Source organism: Chitinophaga sedimenti (genome assembly GCF_023156195.1).
GTDB classification, from domain to species: Bacteria; Bacteroidota; Bacteroidia; order Chitinophagales; family Chitinophagaceae; genus Chitinophaga; species Chitinophaga sedimenti.
The window spans coordinates 4,393,524-4,414,930 of sequence record NZ_JAKUKA010000001.1 but is presented as its reverse complement, the minus strand read 5'-3'; the positions used below and the strand labels follow the sequence as shown (position 1 = coordinate 4,414,930).

The window sequence follows — 21,407 nt, the reverse complement described above, 5'->3', positions numbered from 1 at the left end:
GTAATTGTTAATAATATGAAAATCGAAGTGTCAGACATGGTTAAATTTTTAGATCTGCAAGCACTTAATAAAAGATATGAATCCGCATTTGCAGCTGCATTACAGGATGTACTAGATGCCGGATGGTTCATTCAAGGCCAACGGACTAAAGATTTTGAGAGAGAATATGCAGACTATTGCGGCGTAAAGCATTGCATTGGCGTAGCTAACGGTCTTGACGCGCTGATTCTTATATTTCGAGCGTACAAGGAACTCGGAATGTTAAATGCAGGGGATGAAGTATTGGTGCCGGCAAATACCTATATTGCAAGTGTTCTGGCCGTTTCGGCAGTTGATTTGGTCCCGGTATTGATAGAGCCGAGCCCGGATTCTTATAATATAGACCCCTCCCTAATCGAAGCGCATATCACAGAAAGAACGAAAGCGATCATTCCGGTGCATCTCTATGGCCAGCTGTGTGACATGGAGGCTATTAATGCGATCGCAATGAAGCATAACTTATTGATTGTTGAAGATGCTGCACAATCTCATGGTGCGATCTGCCCAAATACCGGTAAGAAATCCGGTAATCTGGGCGATGCTGCGGGACATTCATTTTATCCGGGTAAAAATTTGGGTGCGCTGGGAGACGGAGGTGCTGTTACCACAAATAACGACAACCTGGCGGCGTGTATAAGAGCCTTGGGGAACTATGGATCAAATAAAAAATATTACAACATTTATAAGGGTGTTAATAGTCGCCTCGATGAATTACAAGCGGCATTTTTAAGTGTCAAATTAAAAGATCTTGATGAGGGCAATGCACACCGGAGAGTAATTGCACAGCGGTATCGCAGAGAAATCGTAAATTCTGAAATTGTATTACCTGAAGTTACGTCGGAGTTGTCACATGTTTGGCACTTGTTCGTCATCCGGGTAAAAGACAGAGACCATCTGCAAAAATATTTATCAGATAACGGAATTCAGACTGTAATTCATTACCCATTGCCTCCGCATCTTCAAGAGGCGTATATGGAATTAAAAACTTTGATTTTACCGGTATGCGAAGTAATTCATCGCGAAGTAATAAGCTTGCCTATAAGTCCGATTATGCCGAACGAAGAGGTCGATAGGGTGATAGCCGTGGTGAATTCATATAAAGCAAATTAGCAGGTGTACGACAGAATAAAACAAATATTCAGGTCTGAACTTGTCCAATCTTCATTATACTCCGGGATAGCTACGCTGGTGAGAGTAGCAACGGCGTTCGTAATGAGTAAGATCATCGCAATATATTTAGGACCGGGAGGGCTTGGGTTAATTGGTCAACTTACAAGTTTTGTAACGATTGTACTTGTTTTGGCGGGGGAGCGTTAGGGACAGGTGTTGTAAAGTACACATCTGAATATAACCTTAATGCACCAGATAGATTGTCTTCTTTTTTGAGTACGGCTTTCAAACTCACGGTTATCTCCGGGATATTAGTTGGTGTGTTGCTCTGTTTGTTTTCTGGTTGGTTATCGATGAAGATATTGATGACGCCTGAATATCAATATGTATTTATACTCTTTGGGCTAACGGTTGTGTTCTACGGGCTCAATAGTTTCCTGATTGCAGTGGTTAATGGTCATAAGGCATTTAAAAATACAATTTTGTCAATATTCTGACTAGTTTAATTAGCCTGCTTCTTTCGTTTTTATTTATTTATTTTAACCGTATAGGCGGAGCCTTAGTGGCAATAGTAGTAAACCAGTCGATCGTTTTCTTCGTGTCCGTTTTATGCTTCAGGAATGAAACATGGATGCGCCGTGCAAATTTAATAAAGAGCATCGATGTTCAGCACGTTAGGGACTTGGGGAAATTTGTTTTGATGGCCCTGGTGACCACTGCTACTGTACCTATTGGTCAGATGTACATCAGGGGATATATTATCAATAATCTGTCGCTGACTGGCGCGGGGATATGGGAGTCGGTAAGTAGGATATCAACTATTTACCTGATGTTTGTAACGACAACACTGACGACCTACTATCTTCCAAAATTATCGGAATTAAAAAGTGGCGGGGATTTGAGGCAGGAGATTGGGAAGGTATATAAGATAGTGGCACCCATAGCGATTATAGCTTCCATTCTCATTTATTTTTTCCGTTACTTGATCATTCGGATTCTTTTCACGAAAGATTTTTCAAGTGCCGCTGATCTGTTTCTAGGGCAATGTGTCGGAGATGTTTTCAAGGTCATATCCTGGCTGCTCGCTTTTCAGATGGTTGCGAAGGCAATGACCGTATACTATATTGTAACGGAGGTTATTTTCACCTTAAGCTACATTTTGTTATCAGTTGTCCTGATTAATTACCTTGGCTTAGTAGGAGTTACCTACGCATACGCGATCAACTACTTTTTGTATTTTATAGTTATGCTGTGGATTTTCAGAGATCTTGTTTTTAATAAAAAATCGTCTGAGCAAATTTGAAAACTAAAAGAAGTATATATTTCTATTATCCAAGTAAGGTATTGGGCGGGGCAGAAGTATTATTTGCTACGGTAGCTAAGGCTCTCACAATCAGAGGATTTGATGTAACTATCGTCGATCATACCGACGGAATCTACAGTTTACTGACCGTCGATAGCGATGTAAAGATCATTGGGGTAAACGAGCCTATCCGGCGAGATGCGATTATCATTCTTCCGCCAGTGGGCCTAAAGAAATTCTCGCGTCTTGCTACTGTGGACAAAAATGCAAAGGTGCTTTTTTGGTTTATTCACCCATATAATGGGTTGAAAATTATCCCGCGTATTCCCCCTGACATTCAGTACAGTTATCCCTCGTTGTTAAGGAGAATTAATAAATATATTTTTCCACGCTATTACCACGCTTTTAGAGAGCTTATGAAAATGGCCATGAAAAATAATGGTGTTACCTTTATGGATGAGGAAAATTACTTTATAAATCGGGAGTTTTTCTCTTTGGGAAATGAACAGCCTACTTATACTCCGATACCCGTTTCTCGCCTACTGGAATTGGATGATAAACCTGGCGTAGTCCGAACTAAGATAACAGTAGCGTACATTGGCCGGTTGTCGGATTTTAAGATTCCGATTCTTAAATACATAATTAGTGAATTGGGCCTTTTAGAAGGGGGGAGTCAGGTCCGTCTTGAAATAATTGGTGATGGAAAAAGTAAGGGCGATGTCGCTTCATTCGCAAAGCGATATGTGGGGTTGGAGGTTGTGTTTAAGGGCGCGATTCCACATAGTGAACTTAGCGGTTATATCCGTAAGAATGTAGATTTGCTTTTTGCAATGGGAACATCTGCCCTCGAAGGTGGCGCAATGATGATACCTACCTGCTTGCTGGATGCGTCCTACTCAAAAGTATCCAACTATAAATTTCGCTGGCTATTTCAAACTACGGGATATACACTTGGCAGAATGATGAATTACCGGCGAAAACGCATCATAAATCAGTATACGATAGCAGAAATGCTGGACCAGGTAAGGGTAGATAAACGACGACTCGGTTTGGAGTGTTATAGATATGTACGAGCACACCATACCCTGGACGTTGTAGTTAATAAATTGGAACTGGCAATTACCCGAGGTGATTTCTCCTTTAAGGTACTCAAAACAATTATTTAATCAGTAATAAGATGGCTTCAGATAAGAAAAGGATACTCATCGTATTTGGCACGCGGCCGGAGGCAATAAAAATGGCGCCACTGGTGATGGCCTTTAAAGCGGACGCCCGATTTGAGGTGAAGGTTTGTGTGACCGCACAACACCGGCAAATGCTTGATCAGGTTTTGGCTTTCTTTGACCTAAAACCGGATTACGATTTGAATTTGATGCAGCCTAATCAAACGCTTTATGATCTTTCGTCAAATATCCTTTTGGGTATGAAAAAGGTGTTTGCCGAATATATACCCGATTACACATTTGTTCACGGGGATACTACTACTTCAACTATGGTTGCGTTAAGTGCGTTTTACGCTAAGACCAAAGTTTGCCATGTTGAAGCGGGATTGAGGACAAATGACAAATATTCTCCCTATCCTGAAGAATTGAACAGGCAGTTAACTTCTAAAATAGCGGATTACCATTTTGCTCCAACTGATTTGTCGAAAGCTAATTTGCTTAAAGAGGGTATTCCTGCTGACCGCATTGTTGTGACCGGGAATACTGTGATCGACGCATTACTGATAGCAAAAGAAAAAGTCGAGGATATAGTGGATCCTGAGATTGAGGGCTTAAAGAAGCAAATTGACTTCTCCTCGCGGATAGTGTTGGTGACAGGACACCGGCGTGAAAACTTTGGCGAAGGTTTTGAAAATATTTGTAGGGCCATTGCAAAGATTGCAGAGAAAGCTAACGTTTCAGTCGTTTACCCCGTACACCTGAACCCTAATGTTCAGCAACCAGTAAATAAATTACTCTCAAATATTCCAAACGTAAAGCTTATCTCACCACTGGCATACCCTGCATTTGTTTGGTTGATGAAACGTGCTTTTCTTATTTTGACGGATAGCGGTGGTATACAGGAGGAGGCGCCCACATTAAGTAAACCAGTGCTTGTAATGCGTGAGAACACGGAACGCCCTGAGGCGCTGGAAGGAAATAGTGTTTTCCTCGTTGGTACGAATGTTGAAAAGATTGTTAGCGTCGCCGAGCGCTTTTTAGAAGCTGCCGATCAACCGTTAACAATAGGTCGCAATCCTTTTGGAGATGGAAGCGCAGCGACCAGCATAGTCGATTTTATAAGTTCTCAAAATTAAATGCCGTCATGAGTAAAGTGGTTTTTTTATCGATATTTCCTAATGCCGAAAATATAAAGGACGGGTATGTACGCCGTGTGGAGGATATTGAAGCGGTGTTCAGGAATGAACCACGTTTACACCTGGAGGTAAGCTTTACTAAAAATCTAAAGCGACGAACGCAGCAGGTCGACCCGCTGCTCGAAGTCATATATTGCAACGCTTTTTTACATTTTTTTCTGATACTCCGTATTCTGAGGTCAGCTAAATTTATATACAGTCATTCAATCATTCGTCTGTTAAAAGTTTGGCCGCAGTTTATTTTGATGGGACGGCAGTATCGACTTGTCATCGACGTACATGGCGCAGTTCCTGAAGAATTTGCGATGAGAGGTCAGCGGATGTCCTCTAGGTTATATGGTTGGCTGGAGTATTATTTCTTTCATCGCTCACGATTACTAATACATGTGACAGATGCTATGAAGAAGTTTTACGAATCAAAATATCCATCACTCACTTCCGAAAACGTTGTATATTATATAGTAAATCAGCCAGGCACAGGCGTCACGAATGAAGGAGAAGAGTTGTTAAGGTCACAATTAAGAATACAGGAGGGCGACGTTGTTATAATGTATAGTGGAAACTGCCAGGTATGGCAGAATGTAGACCTGATGTTGCAACTAATTAGTAGCCAGCGGAGAGAAAACTATAAGTACATAATTTTAACCGGAGAACCGGCAGCGTTTCGGGCGAAACTTGATAAATACGGATTGGATGAAGCAATGGTGACAGTATTATCTGTTACACCTAAAGAACTTCCCGCATATTATACCCTCGCGCATTATGGATTTATTTTGAGAGATAATAGTGCGGTAAATATTGTTGCGAATCCAACCAAACTTGGTGAGTACCGGAATATGGAATAATTCCGATTGTTAAATTTGAAAAGATTGGCGATTATTTCTTATTGAATTATGAAAGGTTAAATTATCAAGATTTCAACAGCAATTTAAAGCCGGTTAAAAGCACGATCAACAAATCCATTTTTCAGAAAATTCGAGAAAGCGATCGCGAGGGCGATTTAAGAAAAGCTATCGAGAGGGTATGAAATTAACAATAGAGAAAATACAATCTTGGTTAATATCGCTACTGTTCCTTCTGGGCCTGTTTCTACCCACTTCTATAGGAGGTGAGATACAAGGACGTCTGGAAGTGTTCAACTGGTTAATACTATTTTGTTTTTTTTTTGGGGTTGGTGTATTTAAGAAAGAAAATCGACTCAATTGGCTTGTTTACAGGGTTGGGTATTATCGCGATATTAATATTAGCAACTCTTATATCTCCGCTATCCGAATATACTTACGGAGCATTGCTCCCGTTTTTGGGATTTGTATTAATGATTTCTATTCGCTGGCGGGATATTCCTGTCGGTGGTTGGAGTGAAAGTTTGTTGTTCTATGTAAGTGTTTTATTGCTAGTCGGCGCAGTAATGATCATTACCAAGGTATACGACATTTCCCCTATTCTTAAAAATTCGTACTCCGCTTTTTATCCGGATTTGCTAATGATAATGTTAGATTGGGGGCGTAAGCCAGTGCTTACCTTTGCTACCCATTCTATTGCGGGTTTTTATTTTTTTATTTTTTTTTTACTTAACTATAAAACCTACCAGATTAAGCGGGAGCGTAAATTTCTGCTGGTAGCCTATTTGTTTCTGATCTCGTCGCTTTTTTAAGATCGGTTACGGCTTATGTGTTTACTGCAATCGGAGTTCTGTATATATTGATATCTAACTATAATCGGCCAATTGTTTGGGTTCGGTTTATCATAGGAACGTTTTTGCTTTCTGTTGTTGCTGCGTTTCTATTGTCGGATTTGCTTGAATATTTCTCAGTAACAGAATTAATAGCAGCGTTTTCCGACGAAGGTCATGGAGTTGCTGGCCGGTATTCGTCTAGTTCAACTTTAGTACCAATGATTAATTTCATTAAAGAACATCCGTTTCGACCGATCGGCATCACGAACAGTAATGAGTTTTTCCTCGGAGATTCCGGCCTAATTATTTTCTGGCTGCGCGGATCGCTGGTGTTGCTACTGTTCTTTTATGGAGGTTTTTGTTATTTCCTTCGAAAGAATCTGATATCAGTCGCCGATTTCATCCTTTTATTTTCGACTTACATGTTATTTGAGCTTGGGTTTATAAATCTGGGGTACTTCCGGACAATATATTCACTTCCGTTTATTATATGTTATTTGAATTACCTAAATACTAAACGAATTTTATCTCATGCCTAGGATAGCGACATATACGGGAGGGCTAAATGACCCGTCCTCCAGATTCAGGATCCGGCAGTTTATTGGTGAATGGAGAAAAAGGGGCATCGAGACAAAGGATTTTCATGCCGTATTTGGAAATTATCCTCCACCAACGAAGGCTTATAGGCCACTTTGGGCAGGTGTGCATCTGGCAGAGCGTGCTTTGAAGAGCTTTTGCTCCTATAGGTATGATTTGTCGATTATACAGCGCGAGATGATGTCTACCATGTATACCTGTGAACGCTTTCTTAAGGCTCCCCGTATATTTGACGTTGACGACGCTATTTTTCTGCACAGAGGTGGCAAGGCTGCCGCTGCCTTAGGTAAGTTGGCGGATATAGTTGTTTGCGGAAATAGCTACCTTGCTGAGTGGTTCTCCAAGTTTAACTCCAATATCGAGATAATACCGACAGCTGTTGACACCAGCCGATATACCCCCGTTGAAGCACAACAAGAAGATTTGGTGATAGGGTGGTCTGGAAGTAGTAGTGGTTTCAAGTATTTATATTCTATAGAAAGCGCCCTCGTTAATGTTTTGAATGTTGCGAAAACGGCCCGCTTAATGATTGTTGCGGACCGGCCTCCTGAATTTAAAATGCTCGACCCTCTAAGGGTGGACTATATACCATGGTCTGTTGATACGGAGGTGCAATGCCTGCAGAAAATGAGTATTGGCATTATGCCGCTTTTTTTTGACGACTGGTCACGGGGCAAATGCAGTTTTAAAATGCTGACATATATGGCTTGTGGCTTGCCGGTAGTGGTAAGCCCTGTTGGCATGAATGCGGACTTGCTTGCCCGGAAAAATTGTGGGATGGGCGCCTCATCTGGCCCTGAGTGGGAATATGCGTTAATCACACTGCTAAAAAATGACAGTCTTCGGAGGGAAATGGGGCGTGCGGGCGCGATGATCGTTGAGGAGGAGTTTTCGGTGGAGAAGTTAGCGCGACGCTGGGAGCGCACTATTTGCAGATGTTTATAATAACCATGATGCGAATTTTATATGTAATTAACAGTTTTGGACCTGGAGGAGCGGAAAAGCTGCTGGTGAATTTTTTGAAGGAATTCACTAAAAAGCAGCATGTGGCATTTACGGTTGTGCAACTGTGTAATACCAACACAGTTGATGCCTATGTTGACGAGCTTCGGGCGAGCGGGATCGAGATCATTACTCTCGGGAAATCGGTTTATAGCCCGAATATACTTTTAAAGCTAAGAAAGATAATTGTCTCGGGTGGTTATGAGGTTGTTCATGCTCATCTTTTTCCATCCCTTTACTGGGTAGCTTTATTGAAGCTACTTTTCAAAGTGAAGACAAAATTAGTTTTTACGGAGCACAGCACTGCAAACGGACGGCTGGGGAATGTTTTTTCGTCCCGCCGAACGTTTGATTTATTCGCTCTATGACAGGGTCATCGCAATTACACCGGCGGTAAAAAATATTTTAGATAAGTGGCTGGGGGCATATAGTCAACGTGTGGTGGTCATCAGCAATGGAGTGAAACTTTCAGGAGAAAACATAGAGGAGGAAGGGCAAAGTAATGCCTTGTCGGACACTCATACTAGTTTATTGATGGTCGCCCGACTAGATGCACCAAAACGACAGGATATCGTGATAAAAGCACTGTCCAAACTTGGCCCTGGCTTCAAACTTTTTCTTGCGGGAACGGGAAAACAAGGTTGAATTTGAGAGCTTGGCACGCACCTTGAAATGTGAAGACCAGTGCTTTTCCTTGGTATGGTGCATGACGTTAGTCAACTTATGGCTTCGGCCGATATAAATATACTATGTTCTGATTATGAAGGCTTGTCAGGAGTTACACTGGAAGCAATGCGCTGTAAGCGGCCGTTTATAGGTTCCCGGGTTCCGGGAATCATGGATGTGGTGGGGACATCACAGTGCCTTTTCGACAATAAGCCAGAAAGTGTTGCTATAAAAATCAGGCAGTGCCTGGACGACGTTTTTTGTCAGGAAGTAATCGCGGCTAACAGCAGAAAGATTAAGGAATATTCATTGGAGTATATGATTGATAACTATTATGAGCTTTATAAAAATCTCATTTGATGGGTATTAGAATTTTTTTCTTTTTAGCATGCATAATAATAACTGGGTTATGCAGAGTTAACGTTCATGCTCAGTCAAAGCGCTTGAATATAAAAAGTTACGGCGCAAAAGGGGACGGGAAAACAGATGATTCTCCGGCGTTTGACAAGGCGGTTGCTGTATTGGCCAAGGCTGGCGGTGTGCTGGAGATTCCCTATGGACGCTACTATATTTCCAGGCCAATTTATGTAAATTCTAATTCAGCAGGATCTATACAAATAAAAGGAATTGTCAAAGGAGGCAATCGGCCAGTTATCAAGTCGTCCAACTTTATTAATTTAATATATATCGAGGGAGATGCTCACAAGCCTGCGATGGACGTAGCGGTTAAATATGTGCAGGTCGAAGGCAACAATGTTCCCTATACGGCGAAGCATCCATACTATGATGTGCCAAATTCTTACCGTATCGGCATAGGGGTTATCAATTGCAAGTCTGTATCTATTGAGCAATGTGTAGTAAAAAATGTTTACGGGCAGGGCATTTATATTGGAAATACTCTTTTTCACGATGCGCCTGTTGGCGATAGGGTAAAAAAGATGTTGTTGAATAAAAATCAAATTTTTAATACGTGGGGATTGAATCCAACACCTGATGGAGGCTTATACGATGAGTATGGAGATGGTATTTATGTAAATAACGTCGCTTCTGGCAAGATCACGGGAAACATTGTCCGTAATGACCTCCGTTATACACGACAATTCGGTCGGGCTGGCATTGTATTAGAGTATAACGTAGAAAATGTTGAGGTTGTTAATAATACAGTGAGTGGCTATGACAGAAATATCCACGTCGAAGAAGATCTGGGAAACATTTCCATTTTAAATAATAAGCTAACTGGATCTGACTTTGGTATTTTAATCTGGAACTCTGGCAGACGTAAAATAGGTCCAATTTACGTGAAGGATAATTTTGTAAGTAATGAAAACATACCTTCAGGACTGTCGTTAAAAACTGTAAGAAATCGTGGAGAAAGATCCCTTATTTCTTTGGAGTCTGATAAAGCTTGTAGACAGGGTTCAGTAATTTCGGGTAATACCCTCAGCATTACCGGTGAATCCGGGCTTGTGTCGGACATTGTGCTGCGTAACTTGGAAGAAGGGGTAGCTATTTCTAAGAATAGCTATAAGCCAATAAAATTAAATGCCAAGATAAAGCCGCAGATAAATTTGAATGAAAGAAAGAATCGCGTGTCGGGCAACAACTTTCCGTCGGAAATGCTAAAAAAATGATTGATTGATGAAAGTCTTGCTGGTTTCTAATACTTCCTGGAGTTTCTATAAGTTTCGCAAGGGCCTGCTGGGCGAACTAGTTAAAAAGGGACACGAAGTGGTTGTGGTGGCCAATTCGGACCAATTTGTGAAGGAGCTTAAGGATATTGGAGTGAAGTTTATAGCACTTCAATATATGCAGGGACGAGGTGTTGGACCTGTTAACGAGTTAAAATTAATTCGGGAATTAATAACTTTATACAGATCTGAACGGCCCGATATTATTTTTCAGTATACGATTAAACCCAATATATATGGCTCCCTCGCAGCTCGAGTGGTTAAAATCCCCGTAATTGCGGTGATTACCGGCTTGGGCTTTACGTTCATAAATAAGGGTATTGTTCCTTCCGTGGCGCGTATGCTTTACAAAGTGGCTTTAAGAAAAGTAAAATCGGTTTGGTTTCTCAATGACGATGATAGAGAAATTTTTGTATCTAAGAAGTTAGTAAAAGCCAAGCAGGCGTTCGTTTTACCGGGAGAGGGGATAAATTGCGACTACTTCGCGCCCATTGAACAGGTTAATCCGGAGCAGTTTGGTGTCCGGTTTGTGCTACCGGCGCGAATGTTATATGATAAGGGCATTAAAGAATATGTAGAGGCAGCAAGAATAGTGTTGAAAGAATATCCTGCTGTGCAATTCGCTTTGTTAGGCGCCGCAAATATTGATAATCCAACGGCAATTCCATTTGCCCAGATAGAAGAATGGGAAAAGGAGGGGGTCATAAAGTATCTTGGAAGTGTAGATGATGTGCGGAAAATTTTACAGGAATATTCCTGTGTCGTATTGCCATCATATAGAGAGGGGATGTCAATGGTACTGATGGAAAGTGCCTCGATGGCTTTGCCATTGATCGTTAGCGATATTCCCGGCTGTCGGGAGTTGGTAGATGATAAACACTCCGGTTTATTATGCCAGGCCAGAAATTCGGAGGATCTTGCTGTGAAAATGATGTGGATGATTGGTTTGTCGGATAAGGAGAGAAAACAAATGGGCGAAAATGGTCGCCAGAAAATGTTAGCACAATATAGTGAGCGTGTTGTTTTTGAAAGATACTTTGAGTTGCTTCACGATTTCAAAGAACATTCAACAGGCATGCAATTGTAGAATGGCATACCTCACGGTTTCGCTGAGAAGGTTACATTTGCATCCGGAAATATACATATCCTAATGAAATTGTTATTTTGCATCTTCTTCGGTATTCTGGTAATATCTACCACGCATGCCCAAAAAAGGACACGACGATATCTGTCTATAACCATATAGACACCCGGGAGATCTACATTGATACGGTGAACCATCACACTGCGTTGAAGGCAGTGCTTCGTTATGACTCTAGCGTAGTTAGTAACGATAAAAACAACTGGCTTTACCGTAAACTCTTCTACGAACACCTCATCGAAATAAAGCAGCCTGACTTTAACGTTTTTATGGACCTCCATGCCGACCTCAATGTTGGTCGCACCAATGCAGGTGGCGGTAAAAATACGTGGCTTAACACTCGAGGGGCGTCTATTCAGGGCAATATTGGCAAACAGCTGTACTTCGAATCTTACTTCTTTGAAAACCAGGGCGCCTTCCCTGTTTATCTTGATACGTTTATCCGCAAACACCGGGTAGTTCCAGGTCAGGGCGAAATCCGCGATTTTTCTGGTGGTAAAGCATTTGATTACGCATATGTGAGCGCCATGCTCTCGTACACCCCAAGCAAGTTTCTGAACATGACAATGGGCTATGGTAGCAATTCCATCGGCGACGGCTACCGTTCCTTAATCCTTTCCGATGTTCCCTTCAGTTATCCATACCTCAAAGCCACGCTAAATCTCGGTAACGTGCAATACACTTCCATGTGGGCACAGTTCCGTGGACCTGAAGAGTTTAGGGTTCAGAGAAGCGGAAGCCGATGCTGGCTACTACAAGAAGTGGGGTGTATTCCACTTCCTCGACTGGAACATCAACAAAAAAATAACTGTAGGCCTTTTTGACGCAGTAATGTGGAACGACTACGATACCACCTCAAGACGCAAGCGCGGTTTCGACTGGACCTACATGAACCCGATCATCTTCCTCCGACCTGCTGAATTTTCAGTAGGTTCCTCGGATAATGCAATGATCGGCCTCAACGTAAAATATAAAGTGCTGCCGAAAGTAACCACCTATGGCCAGTTCGTCCTCGACGAATTCAAGCTGAGTGAATTTTTCGGCAGTAACGGTAAAGGCTGGTGGGCCAACAAGTGGGGCATGCAACTCGGCTTCCGCTCCTTCGATCTGTTTAAAGTGAAAAAACTGGACTTCCGGGGCGAGTATAATGTCGTGCGGCCTTATACCTATTCTTTCCGTAACTCCTTCGCGAATTACGCGCATTATAATCAGTCGCTTGCCCACCCGCTGGGGGCCAACTTCCGTGAAAGTACTGGGCATCGCGTCGTACACTTACAAGCGTTGGTACCTGCGCGTGCAACTGACTTACGCTAATTACGGCCTCGACCAGGACGATGCCACCAACTGGGGCAAAGACATCATATTTAAGGATTACACCACCCGCCAGCGCGAATACGGTAATAAAATCGGCCAGGGGCTTAAAACCGACCTTGTATACGCTACCGGTTCGCTCGCGTACGTCTTCAATCCGAAATACAATTTGAGACTTGAAGCCTCCATCACGCACCGCCAGGAAAAGAACTCCGCATTCACCAATAAGGAGACTATTTTCCAATTCGGCCTGCGCACGAGCTTCAGGCAGTTCTATTATGACTTCTGATTATTGTTGGCAAGCATATAATAGCGGTAAAGGCCTCGCCATCACGGTGAGGCCTTTTTACGCCGCAATATTGCAATCTTCCTAACACGAAAGTGTAATGTCTCCCACCCAGCTCTTCCATTCAATCGCCCATCCCCTCACAAAACACCCAAAATAGCTACCCAAAAATAATCCCCCTAAAGAGGTGTTCATCAGACACGAATTCTTCTTAACTTTAAATCATCGAGGCACATAATTAGGAACGAGTCCACGCAACAGAAAAAACGTCTTTATTTAAATCGAGAGCTATGTACAACTTTCTGAGTCATCTTTTAGCCATGACTACAGTAACGGCATTTTATGCCGCTTTCCGCTGGCTCACCACCAGCCGACTGAAAGGCTAAACACAGTGAAACTTAATTTATTACCTAACCAACTGTCAACATCAAAAACCGGCACCAACCGGTAAATTCCATTCTGAAACGTGATGTGTCGCGTAAGCGATCATCCTCCAAAGCTGTGTACATACCGCCAGCGAGCTTGCCAGCCCAGCGTTATGAAACCAGCCAGGAGATACGTCCGGCGCTTGAACCGGGAATGACTGTTTCTGGCCCATTACCCGGAACACCTGTTATCCTGCACGCTTGCCAGCTGGGATAGCAGGCAACCGGCTAAGGCCAAAAAACCAAAAGCCCCGGCGATTTGCCGGGGCTTTATATTGCCAAAATAAGGGGAGACAAACAAAAGAAACCGCATAGATAAAGGCCGGGCTCACTGCTCCGCATAAACGGAACCGCGAATGTGCATCCCCCTTTACCCTCCACGATGTCAAAATCACATGGGGAGTATACACGTCTTCTATTTGAAAGTCGATGATATGAAATGAGATGATTTGCTGTTAGTCTGTGTCTTGTTCGTCGGATAGTTCATTAGCTATTATGAATATACGATATAATATTGGGATTTCATATATGGGAAACGCGGTTTTTATGTTAATTCCGTTATAAAACCGGCCTCCTCGATACCCGCATCTCCCCCAAACTTATCCCAAAAACCATGTAACTTCGCCCCCATGCATTATGTTACTGTAGAAGGCCTGACGAAATCCTTCGGCGAAGCACCATTATTTGAAGATATTTCTTTCCATATAGAAGAAGGCGATAAAATCGCCCTGGTAGCCCTTAACGGCAGCGGTAAATCGACCCTGCTCCGCATTCTCTGCGGCAAAGACGTGCCCGATGCGGGTAAAGTGTGGATTCACAAAGATGTGACCGTGGTGATGCTTGAGCAGAATCACGGGTTCGACCTGCAGAAAACAGTGATCGAAAACATCTTCGACCACAGCCATCCCATCCTCAACGCCATCCGTGAGTACGAACTGCTCACCGACGAAGATGCGGAGCCCGATCCCATCGCGCTTACCGACGCCATCGCCAAAATGGACGAACTCGGGGCCTGGCACTTCGATTCCAAGGTGAAACAGATTCTCGGTAAACTTAATATTCACCATCTCGATCAAAAGGTCGGCAGCCTCTCCGGTGGCCAGCAAAAGCGTGTGGCGCTTGCTAAGGTGCTGATAGACATTGGTTTCGAACATAAGCATACCCTGCTCATCATGGACGAACCTACGAACCACCTTGACGTAAGCATGATCGAATGGCTGGAAAATTACCTGGACCAGGAAAATGTAACGCTCCTGCTGGTAACGCACGACCGCTACTTCCTCGACAGTGTTTGTAACGAAATTATGGAGCTTGATAACCGTCAGCTCTACATCTATAAAGGCAATTACGAAAACTACCTCGAAAAGAAGGCCGCCCGCGAAGAGTCTGAAAAGGCCAGCGTGGAAAAAGCCCGCAACACCTACCGCAAGGAGCTGGAGTGGATGCGCAAGCAGCCGAAAGCCCGTACCACCAAGTCGAAGTCCCGCCAGGATGCGTTTTACGAGGTAAAGGAACGGGCTTCCGCTAAGCTGGAAAGTCAGCAGCTGGAACTGAACGTGAAAATGAGCCGGCTCGGTGGAAAGATCATCGAGATGAAAAAGGTGTACAAAGCGTACGGCGAAAAAGTCATCCTCAAAGGGTTCGATTATACTTTTAAGAAAGGAGAACGGGTAGGCGTAGTCGGTAAAAACGGCGCCGGTAAATCCACCTTCGTGAACATCATCATGGGACACGAATCTGCGGATTCGGGAAAAATCAACGTGGGCGATACCATTATTTTCGGCAACTATTCGCAGGAAGGCCTCAAAATAAAAGAGGACATGCGCGTGATCGAGTTCGTGAAGAACATCGCTGAAAACTTTCCGCTGGCAGATGGTACCAAAGTGAGCGCCGCACAGTTCCTGCAACTGTTTTTGTTCCCGCCTGAAAAGCAATACACTTATGTGTCGCGGTTAAGCGGCGGTGAGCGACGCAGGTTACACCTGTTGTCTATCCTGTTCCGCAACCCGAACTTTTTGATACTAGATGAACCCACGAACGACCTTGACCTGCCCACGTTGAGCATCCTCGAGGAGTTCCTGCTTAACTATCAGGGTTGTATTCTCATCGTAAGCCACGACCGTTATTTTATGGACAAACTGGTGGACCACCTGTTTGTATTCGAGGGCGAAGGTGAAATACGCGACTACCCGGGCAATTACACCCAGTACCGCGAATGGCAGAAAGACCAGGAGAAACAGGAACCTAAAAGGAAGAGCGCGTAGCAGAGAAACCTGCGGAACAACAGCAGGCCCCCGAAGCACCGAAGAAAAAATGTCTTTCAAAGAGAAGCGCGAAATGGAGTTGCTTGAGAAAGACATGGAAGCGCTGGAGAACGAAAAGAAGCAACTGGACGAGCAGCTGGCATCCGGCTCGCTGAGTTACGATCAGCTGCAGGCGGCGTCGGCGCGGATCGGGGTGGTCATGGAGCAATTGGACGAAAAGGGCCTTCGCTGGCTGGAGTTAAGCGAATTAGCATAATGAGGAGGCGGTTTATATACCGCCTCTTTTTTGGGGTAACAGCTTTTGCACTGTTATGGGCCGCCATCACTCACTTTAAAGGCCGTAAATCTATCCACTTTTTTTCTAGCTTTAGCTTTCAACCAATATCGTTTATGAGCCAACTACCCACGTCATCTTCAAACCGTTTTTTGTCGCTGGACGTATTCCGCGGCCTCACCGTTGCCTGTATGATACTGGTGAACAACCCCGGCAGCTGGGCACATATTTATGCACCGCTCGGCCATGCCAAATGGCACGGCTGGACGCCCACCGACCTGGTGTTCCCGTTTTTCCTGTTCGCGGTAGGCAACGCCATGAGCTTCGCACTCAAAAAGTACGAGGCGCTCGGTAACGCCGCTGTATTGCAGAAGATCTTCAAACGCACGGCACTTATCTTCCTCATCGGTTTAATCCTCAACTGGTTCCCCTTTGTTGCCTGGTCGGACGATCAGCTGGTAATGAAGCCGTTGTCGAAACTCCGCATCATGGGTGTGTTGCAGCGTATTGCACTTTGTTACGGCTTTGCAGCGCTGATTATTCATTACCTGAAGCATAAAGGGTCCATCTACGCATCGCTGTTGTTGCTGTTCGGCTATTGGGCCATCCTGCTGGCTTTGGGTCAGGGCGATCCTTATAGCCTGGAAGGCAATGCCGGACTGTTTATCGATAAAGCCATCCTCGGAGAAAACCACATGTACCATGGTGAAGGCGTTGCCTTTGATCCCGAAGGTTTGCTCAGCACCCTGCCTGCCATCGTGAACGTGATTTGCGGCTACCTTGTAGGCGACTATCTGCAACAAAAGGGAAAGAACAGCAATACGATCCTGCGCCTTGCGCTTACCGGGCTGGTATTCATTGTGTTGGCGTACATCTGGGATATCTGGTTCCCCATCAACAAAAAAATATGGACCAGTTCCTATGTATTGCTGACAGTTGGACTGGCCACCATCCTGCTTTGCATCTTTGTGTACCTGATAGAAATTATGCAATGGAAAAAGGGCTGGTACTTTTTGAGGTGTTCGGGAAAAATCCGCTGTTCATCTTTGTGATGTCCGGTGTGCTGGTAAAAATTTATGGACTTATTCGACCCGTTCCCGGAAAAGGTTTTTACAGCTGGTTTTATGAAACCGTGTTTAAGCCCATTGGAGGCGAACTGAATGGTTCCCTGTTATTTGCGTTGTTTCATGTGGGGCTTTTCTGGCTGTTGGGCTGGTGGCTTGATAAAAAGAAAATTTACATCAAAGTATAAAATAGCCATGGGGCGGAGTTCATTACTCCGCCCCTTTTTTCTTTATAGCATGAAGGTGTTAGGACTTCGCCATATTTCTTTATTACTTTCGTTCCCGTTATTGTTAACCTGTCTCATGAAAAAACCAGTATCATTAACCCGTGCGACCGTATGTGTGACCATGCCAACCGATGATATGCATCACTGAAACCAAGTTAAGAAACCGGCGAAACGATCCCTGTACATTGTGCTGTTTTGCCCGGTCATAAATGTGAATTCATGAAGAAAATTTTTGCCCTTTTGCTGGCGCTGACCGCCGGCGTATCCTCCATTTTTGCGCAAACCTGTACCGACAAAGGATTTGTTGTAGTTGTACTCGGAAGTTCCACGGCTGCCGGCTGGGATGGCCCCACGGAGCGTGACAGCGCCTGGGTGAGCATCTTAACCCGGAACTTCCAGTTCATCAACGCCAATTACCGGGTGATCAACCTGGCCGTGGCCGGTACTACTACCTATGCCGCGCAACCGAGCTGGTACACGCCGCCGAATGGCAGGCCGGTACCGGATACCGCGAAGAACATCACAAAAGCCTTGATCGGCTATCAGGCCGACGCGGTGATCGTGAACTTCCCGACCAACGACGCTATCAATAGTTACACACTGGCGGAGCAACAGGCTAATTTTCAGCGCATTGTAGCCTCGGCAGATTCCTTGCATGTGCCCGTGTGGGTTACTTCCACGCAGCCGCGTACGCAAATGTATGGTGTGTCGCGTCAGCCATTATTCGATATGCGCGACTGGTTGCTGGACCGTTTTCGTGACAGGTACATTGACTTCTGGAGTCCGTTCGCCAATGCGGACGGTTCTATTAATACTGCTTACAGCCATGCGGACGGGATTCACCTGAACAATACTGCCCATTACATAATGGCGCAACGTGTGTTTAACGAAGCAATCCCGGATACGATGTGTGCTGGTCCTGTACGAATGCCGGTTTTCAGAGGCTGGTACACCAGCGCCGGATATGCCGATTTCTTATGGCATGTGGGCCAGCGCGCGGTAAAGCACTATCAGTTGCAATATCAAAGTGGTAGCACCTGGTATAGTATGACGGGAAATATTCCCATGCAGCAGCAGCCCAATTCCTGGATGAACTATACGGCCTCGGGTATTGGTGCTTACCCCGTGCGACTGGCGATCACGGACACTAAAAACCGTGTATTCTATACCGGTAGTATACAGGTGCCGGATGCTTCAGAAGTACTGATCTCCCGTATGCAGGCGAAAAATGAAAGCGGGAAAATGTTCCTGGAGTGGGCCACTTCCAGCGAATATCAACTGGATACCATGGGGGTGGAATATAATCTGGCTGGCCAATGGCTACACCTGGTGTCGGGTATCAATGCAAAAGGAAGCAGATATGATACCGCCAGTTATCGCGTGGAGTTGCCCGCTGGTTTTGGTGCGGGGACTTACCGCCTGCACTACAGCAGTTGGGCGGGGAGTATTAAATATACAGCCAGTCGGCAGGTTACTATATATAAAGAACCTTCTGCCGTAACAATGACCCGTACAGGTGTTACCCGTATCAACGACACGCGTATTCTCTGGTGGGAAACAGCCAACGAGCGAAACATCCGTGCTTACCGGCTGCTCCGCCAGGAAGGAAATAGTTGGGTATACGTCGATTCGGTAAGGAGCCTGGGAAATGGCACCCGCAGTTACACCTATACTGATCGTGCGTTCCGTCCCTATGCGGTGAATTACATGATTCAGCCGGTGGATATTTATGACAGTTTGTTCGCATACAGCTATGCCAATACCGGTATTGATCTGAACACGCAGCGCCCTGTTTACCGCAACCCGCAATACACTGCTCACCGCGACTATGATGTGCAGAAAGTAGATTTTAGTGTGGCCGATGCGCGTAACATTGCAGCACTTACGTTGCAGCGTAAAGCGACTGGCGACTGGGAGCATGCGGGGTCAATTGCTTTCGAAGGGTCGAAGGCGAGTTACACGTTTACGGATTCTGTGTATAACAGACTGGCAATTGATTATAGAGTGATCGTCACCAGTCCGTATGATAAGCATGATACACTGCCTGTTTTTTTCTTTGTCCGCCGACATGGCGCGTATAGTCGTGTCCCACCTGGAAGCGCCCTGGGTTATGCGCTCAGGGGCCAGGCAGATCATGGGGTGGTATAATCCGCGTGAGGTGAATATCTCTGCCTATATTATCCAGCGCCGGCAGCCGGGATCGCAGGCATGGACGGAGCTATCGACCATTGCCGCAACAGGTTCCAATAGTTCGTATTCCTTCACGGATACCACTTACATTCCCGGTCTGGCTGAGTATCGCCTCCTCGTCCGCGATGCCTTCAACGTACACAGCGTGAGCAACCGTGTTATCCTAAACCCGGAAACCGGTAATGCGGCGGCGTATGAATCGTACCAGCTTTTCAGGACCGGTACCACGTTGGCCTGGAATGCTTATATGGAAATTAACGTAGCGCAACATCAACTGCAACGTAAGGTGGGCGCAGAAAACTGGTCCACGATCAAGACCATTGCCGTAGCGCAGGAATCTACTGGCGCTAGTACGGCTTATTCTTTTAATGATTCAACTTTCGAACCCCGCGAAAAATCTTACCGGGTGTTAACGACTGATAACTTTGGCGGTGAATATATCAGCAATATCGTTGAGGTGCCCATGGACAGTAGCGTGTCGGTTGCTGATTATAAGATTATTGCATCTAATTTAATACGCTCTTTCGACAGGCAGTACCTATCTTGGGTCACTGATGGGGAGCGGAACCTCGTAAACATGCGCGTGGAACGTTTTAGGGACTATGGTTGGGAGCCGGTACGTACAATATCTCCTAAGGGAAGAGGTGTATACGAGGTGATGGATTCACTTTATTATGCAGGGCACATCTCGTATCGGCTGCTGATCGACGACCGCTTTGGTGTAACTGATACCGCTTTTGTACTGGAACTAGGAAACGATACGAGCCTCAATGGTTATATGGAAATGGGCCCGTTGAACGTGGAACGTCAGGGTAAAGTGCAGCAACTGACCTGGACATCCACAAAGGAATTTAAAATTGACTGTTACGAGATTCGACGCATCGTTAATACGGGGTGGGAAGTCGTGGATACTGTAACAGCAGTAGGCAGCGGCAACAATTATATTTATGTTGATACCATTTTCCGGCCAGATACGGTCCGGTATCAGGTATTGGCATATGATCACACGGGTTCCGGGTATTATAGTACTCCGGTGTTACTGGAAGCGGATACGATATACAATTCGGCTTTTACTACTGCTACTCCCCAGGTTGAGCGCCAGTACGATATACAACGTCTTCGCATCACGACCTGGAAAGAGCGGGGATTGAAAAACATTATCGCGGAAGTGCGGGACGATTCTGCCTGGAAGCGCTTAGCGATATGGCCTGCAGCCGGCTCCGGTCAAACCTATACCTTCTCCGATTCTGTTTACCGGCGTCCGCAGACCAGCTACCGCTGGATGGCGGAGGATCTGGATGGTAAGCTGCTGGAGGGGCCGCAGTATGTACTGGCCGCCGACACGGTAAAAGTAGAGAGGGCTGAATTTACGGGAGGTTTAGTCGCGCGTAAGGAGCATAAACAGGTAATTACCTGGACGATGGGCCGTTCCGTGATGATGGCTAACTACAGTTTGCAGTACAGCGCAGACAGCATTAACTGGTCAACCGTTCCTGTGGCCGCCATATCTGATGAAGGATCGGATAAAATGTATTCCATCACAGACAGCTCCTATCATCCTTATACAACTTACTATCGTATTAAAGGGCTTTCCCAGTGGTCGAATATTTTTATTTTTCATTGCCGAAACTCGCGGCAGACTCTGGACGAGCACCTGCATACAATATTACCGGTTTTGCCGTGCAACGCACCGATACTACGCAACGAGTGGTGTGGCATAGCACACAGGAGACAAACATCGTGCGATACATACTGACCGCTACCGTGAATGGTGTTACAGACACAA

21 protein-coding genes are annotated in these 21,407 nt (G+C 45.0%); all 21 read left to right on the top strand.

Annotation, left to right across the window (positions count from 1 at the left end):
* Window positions 1–15: 15 nt before the first annotated feature.
* The 21 genes from MKQ70_RS25145 to MKQ70_RS25060 all read left to right on the top strand — a co-directional run bounded on the left by MKQ70_RS25145 (window position 16) and on the right by MKQ70_RS25060 (window position 21,377).
* Window positions 16–1,149: a DegT/DnrJ/EryC1/StrS family aminotransferase gene (locus MKQ70_RS25145; protein ID WP_248075150.1), complete on the top strand. Its 1,134-nt coding sequence runs from the start codon at window positions 16–18 to the stop codon at window positions 1,147–1,149.
* 260 nt (window positions 1,150–1,409) lie between these two features.
* Window positions 1,410–1,646, top strand: a complete 237-nt coding sequence (locus MKQ70_RS42675) for a hypothetical protein (protein WP_372490032.1) — start codon at window positions 1,410–1,412, stop codon at window positions 1,644–1,646.
* A gap of 134 nt (window positions 1,647–1,780) precedes the next feature.
* Complete coding sequence (locus MKQ70_RS25140) at window positions 1,781–2,452, top strand: MATE family efflux transporter (protein ID WP_248075148.1); 672 nt, start codon at window positions 1,781–1,783, stop codon at window positions 2,450–2,452.
* Entirely contained in the window at window positions 2,449–3,618 is a 1,170-nt protein-coding gene (locus MKQ70_RS25135; RefSeq protein ID WP_248075145.1) for a glycosyltransferase family protein, read from the top strand. The genes MKQ70_RS25140 and MKQ70_RS25135 overlap by 4 nt, the downstream gene beginning before the upstream one ends.
* Window positions 3,619–3,629: 11 nt before the next feature.
* Window positions 3,630–4,751 carry a non-hydrolyzing UDP-N-acetylglucosamine 2-epimerase gene (gene wecB / locus MKQ70_RS25130; RefSeq protein ID WP_248075143.1) on the top strand — a complete coding sequence of 374 codons (1,122 nt, stop codon included), beginning with the start codon at window positions 3,630–3,632 and terminating at the stop codon, window positions 4,749–4,751.
* 8 nt (window positions 4,752–4,759) lie between these two features.
* Complete coding sequence (locus MKQ70_RS25125; protein WP_248075141.1) at window positions 4,760–5,656, top strand: glycosyltransferase family protein; 897 nt, start codon at window positions 4,760–4,762, stop codon at window positions 5,654–5,656.
* A gap of 320 nt (window positions 5,657–5,976) precedes the next feature.
* Entirely contained in the window at window positions 5,977–6,465 is a 489-nt protein-coding gene (locus MKQ70_RS25120) for a hypothetical protein (RefSeq protein ID WP_248075139.1), read from the top strand.
* Window positions 6,466–7,260: 795 nt separating this feature from the next.
* Window positions 7,261–8,028 (top strand): glycosyltransferase family 4 protein, encoded by a 768-nt coding sequence (locus tag MKQ70_RS25115; protein ID WP_248075137.1) that lies wholly within the window; start codon window positions 7,261–7,263, stop codon window positions 8,026–8,028.
* Between the two features lie 5 nt (window positions 8,029–8,033).
* A complete protein-coding gene (locus tag MKQ70_RS39475; RefSeq protein WP_282456701.1) occupies window positions 8,034–8,453 on the top strand; it encodes a glycosyltransferase in 420 nt (139 codons plus the stop codon).
* Entirely contained in the window at window positions 8,434–8,730 is a 297-nt protein-coding gene (locus tag MKQ70_RS39470) for a glycosyltransferase family protein (RefSeq protein ID WP_282456700.1), read from the top strand. The genes MKQ70_RS39475 and MKQ70_RS39470 overlap by 20 nt, the downstream gene beginning before the upstream one ends.
* Before the next feature lie 39 nt (window positions 8,731–8,769).
* Window positions 8,770–9,111: a glycosyltransferase family 4 protein gene (locus MKQ70_RS42670; protein ID WP_372490031.1), complete on the top strand. Its 342-nt coding sequence runs from the start codon at window positions 8,770–8,772 to the stop codon at window positions 9,109–9,111.
* Complete coding sequence (locus tag MKQ70_RS25105; protein ID WP_248075135.1) at window positions 9,111–10,382, top strand: glycosyl hydrolase family 28-related protein; 1,272 nt, start codon at window positions 9,111–9,113, stop codon at window positions 10,380–10,382. Before MKQ70_RS42670 ends, MKQ70_RS25105 begins: the two co-directional genes overlap by 1 nt.
* Before the next feature lie 7 nt (window positions 10,383–10,389).
* Complete coding sequence (locus MKQ70_RS25100; protein WP_248075133.1) at window positions 10,390–11,526, top strand: glycosyltransferase family 4 protein; 1,137 nt, start codon at window positions 10,390–10,392, stop codon at window positions 11,524–11,526.
* A 203-nt stretch (window positions 11,527–11,729) separates the two neighbouring features.
* The gene (locus MKQ70_RS25095; RefSeq protein ID WP_248075131.1) at window positions 11,730–12,404 is read left to right on the top strand and encodes a hypothetical protein; all 675 of its coding nucleotides are present in this window, start codon (window positions 11,730–11,732) and stop codon (window positions 12,402–12,404) included.
* A gap of 470 nt (window positions 12,405–12,874) precedes the next feature.
* Complete coding sequence (locus MKQ70_RS25090; protein WP_248075129.1) at window positions 12,875–13,180, top strand: hypothetical protein; 306 nt, start codon at window positions 12,875–12,877, stop codon at window positions 13,178–13,180.
* Window positions 13,181–14,231: 1,051 nt separating this feature from the next.
* The gene (locus MKQ70_RS25085) at window positions 14,232–15,866 is read left to right on the top strand and encodes an ABC-F family ATP-binding cassette domain-containing protein (protein WP_248075127.1); all 1,635 of its coding nucleotides are present in this window, start codon (window positions 14,232–14,234) and stop codon (window positions 15,864–15,866) included.
* A 49-nt stretch (window positions 15,867–15,915) separates the two neighbouring features.
* Window positions 15,916–16,122, top strand: a complete 207-nt coding sequence (locus MKQ70_RS25080; protein WP_248075125.1) for an ABC transporter C-terminal domain-containing protein — start codon at window positions 15,916–15,918, stop codon at window positions 16,120–16,122.
* A 134-nt stretch (window positions 16,123–16,256) separates the two neighbouring features.
* Window positions 16,257–17,192 (top strand): acyltransferase family protein, encoded by a 936-nt coding sequence (locus MKQ70_RS25075; protein WP_248075123.1) that lies wholly within the window; start codon window positions 16,257–16,259, stop codon window positions 17,190–17,192.
* Window positions 17,189–17,392: a hypothetical protein gene (locus MKQ70_RS25070; RefSeq protein ID WP_248075122.1), complete on the top strand. Its 204-nt coding sequence runs from the start codon at window positions 17,189–17,191 to the stop codon at window positions 17,390–17,392. Before MKQ70_RS25075 ends, MKQ70_RS25070 begins: the two co-directional genes overlap by 4 nt.
* A gap of 258 nt (window positions 17,393–17,650) precedes the next feature.
* Window positions 17,651–19,579, top strand: a complete 1,929-nt coding sequence (locus MKQ70_RS25065; RefSeq protein ID WP_248075120.1) for an SGNH/GDSL hydrolase family protein — start codon at window positions 17,651–17,653, stop codon at window positions 19,577–19,579.
* On the top strand, window positions 19,542–21,377 hold the full coding sequence (locus MKQ70_RS25060) for a fibronectin type III domain-containing protein (protein ID WP_248075118.1): 1,836 nt from the start codon (window positions 19,542–19,544) through the stop codon (window positions 21,375–21,377). Before MKQ70_RS25065 ends, MKQ70_RS25060 begins: the two co-directional genes overlap by 38 nt.
* Window positions 21,378–21,407: the final 30 nt, after the last annotated feature.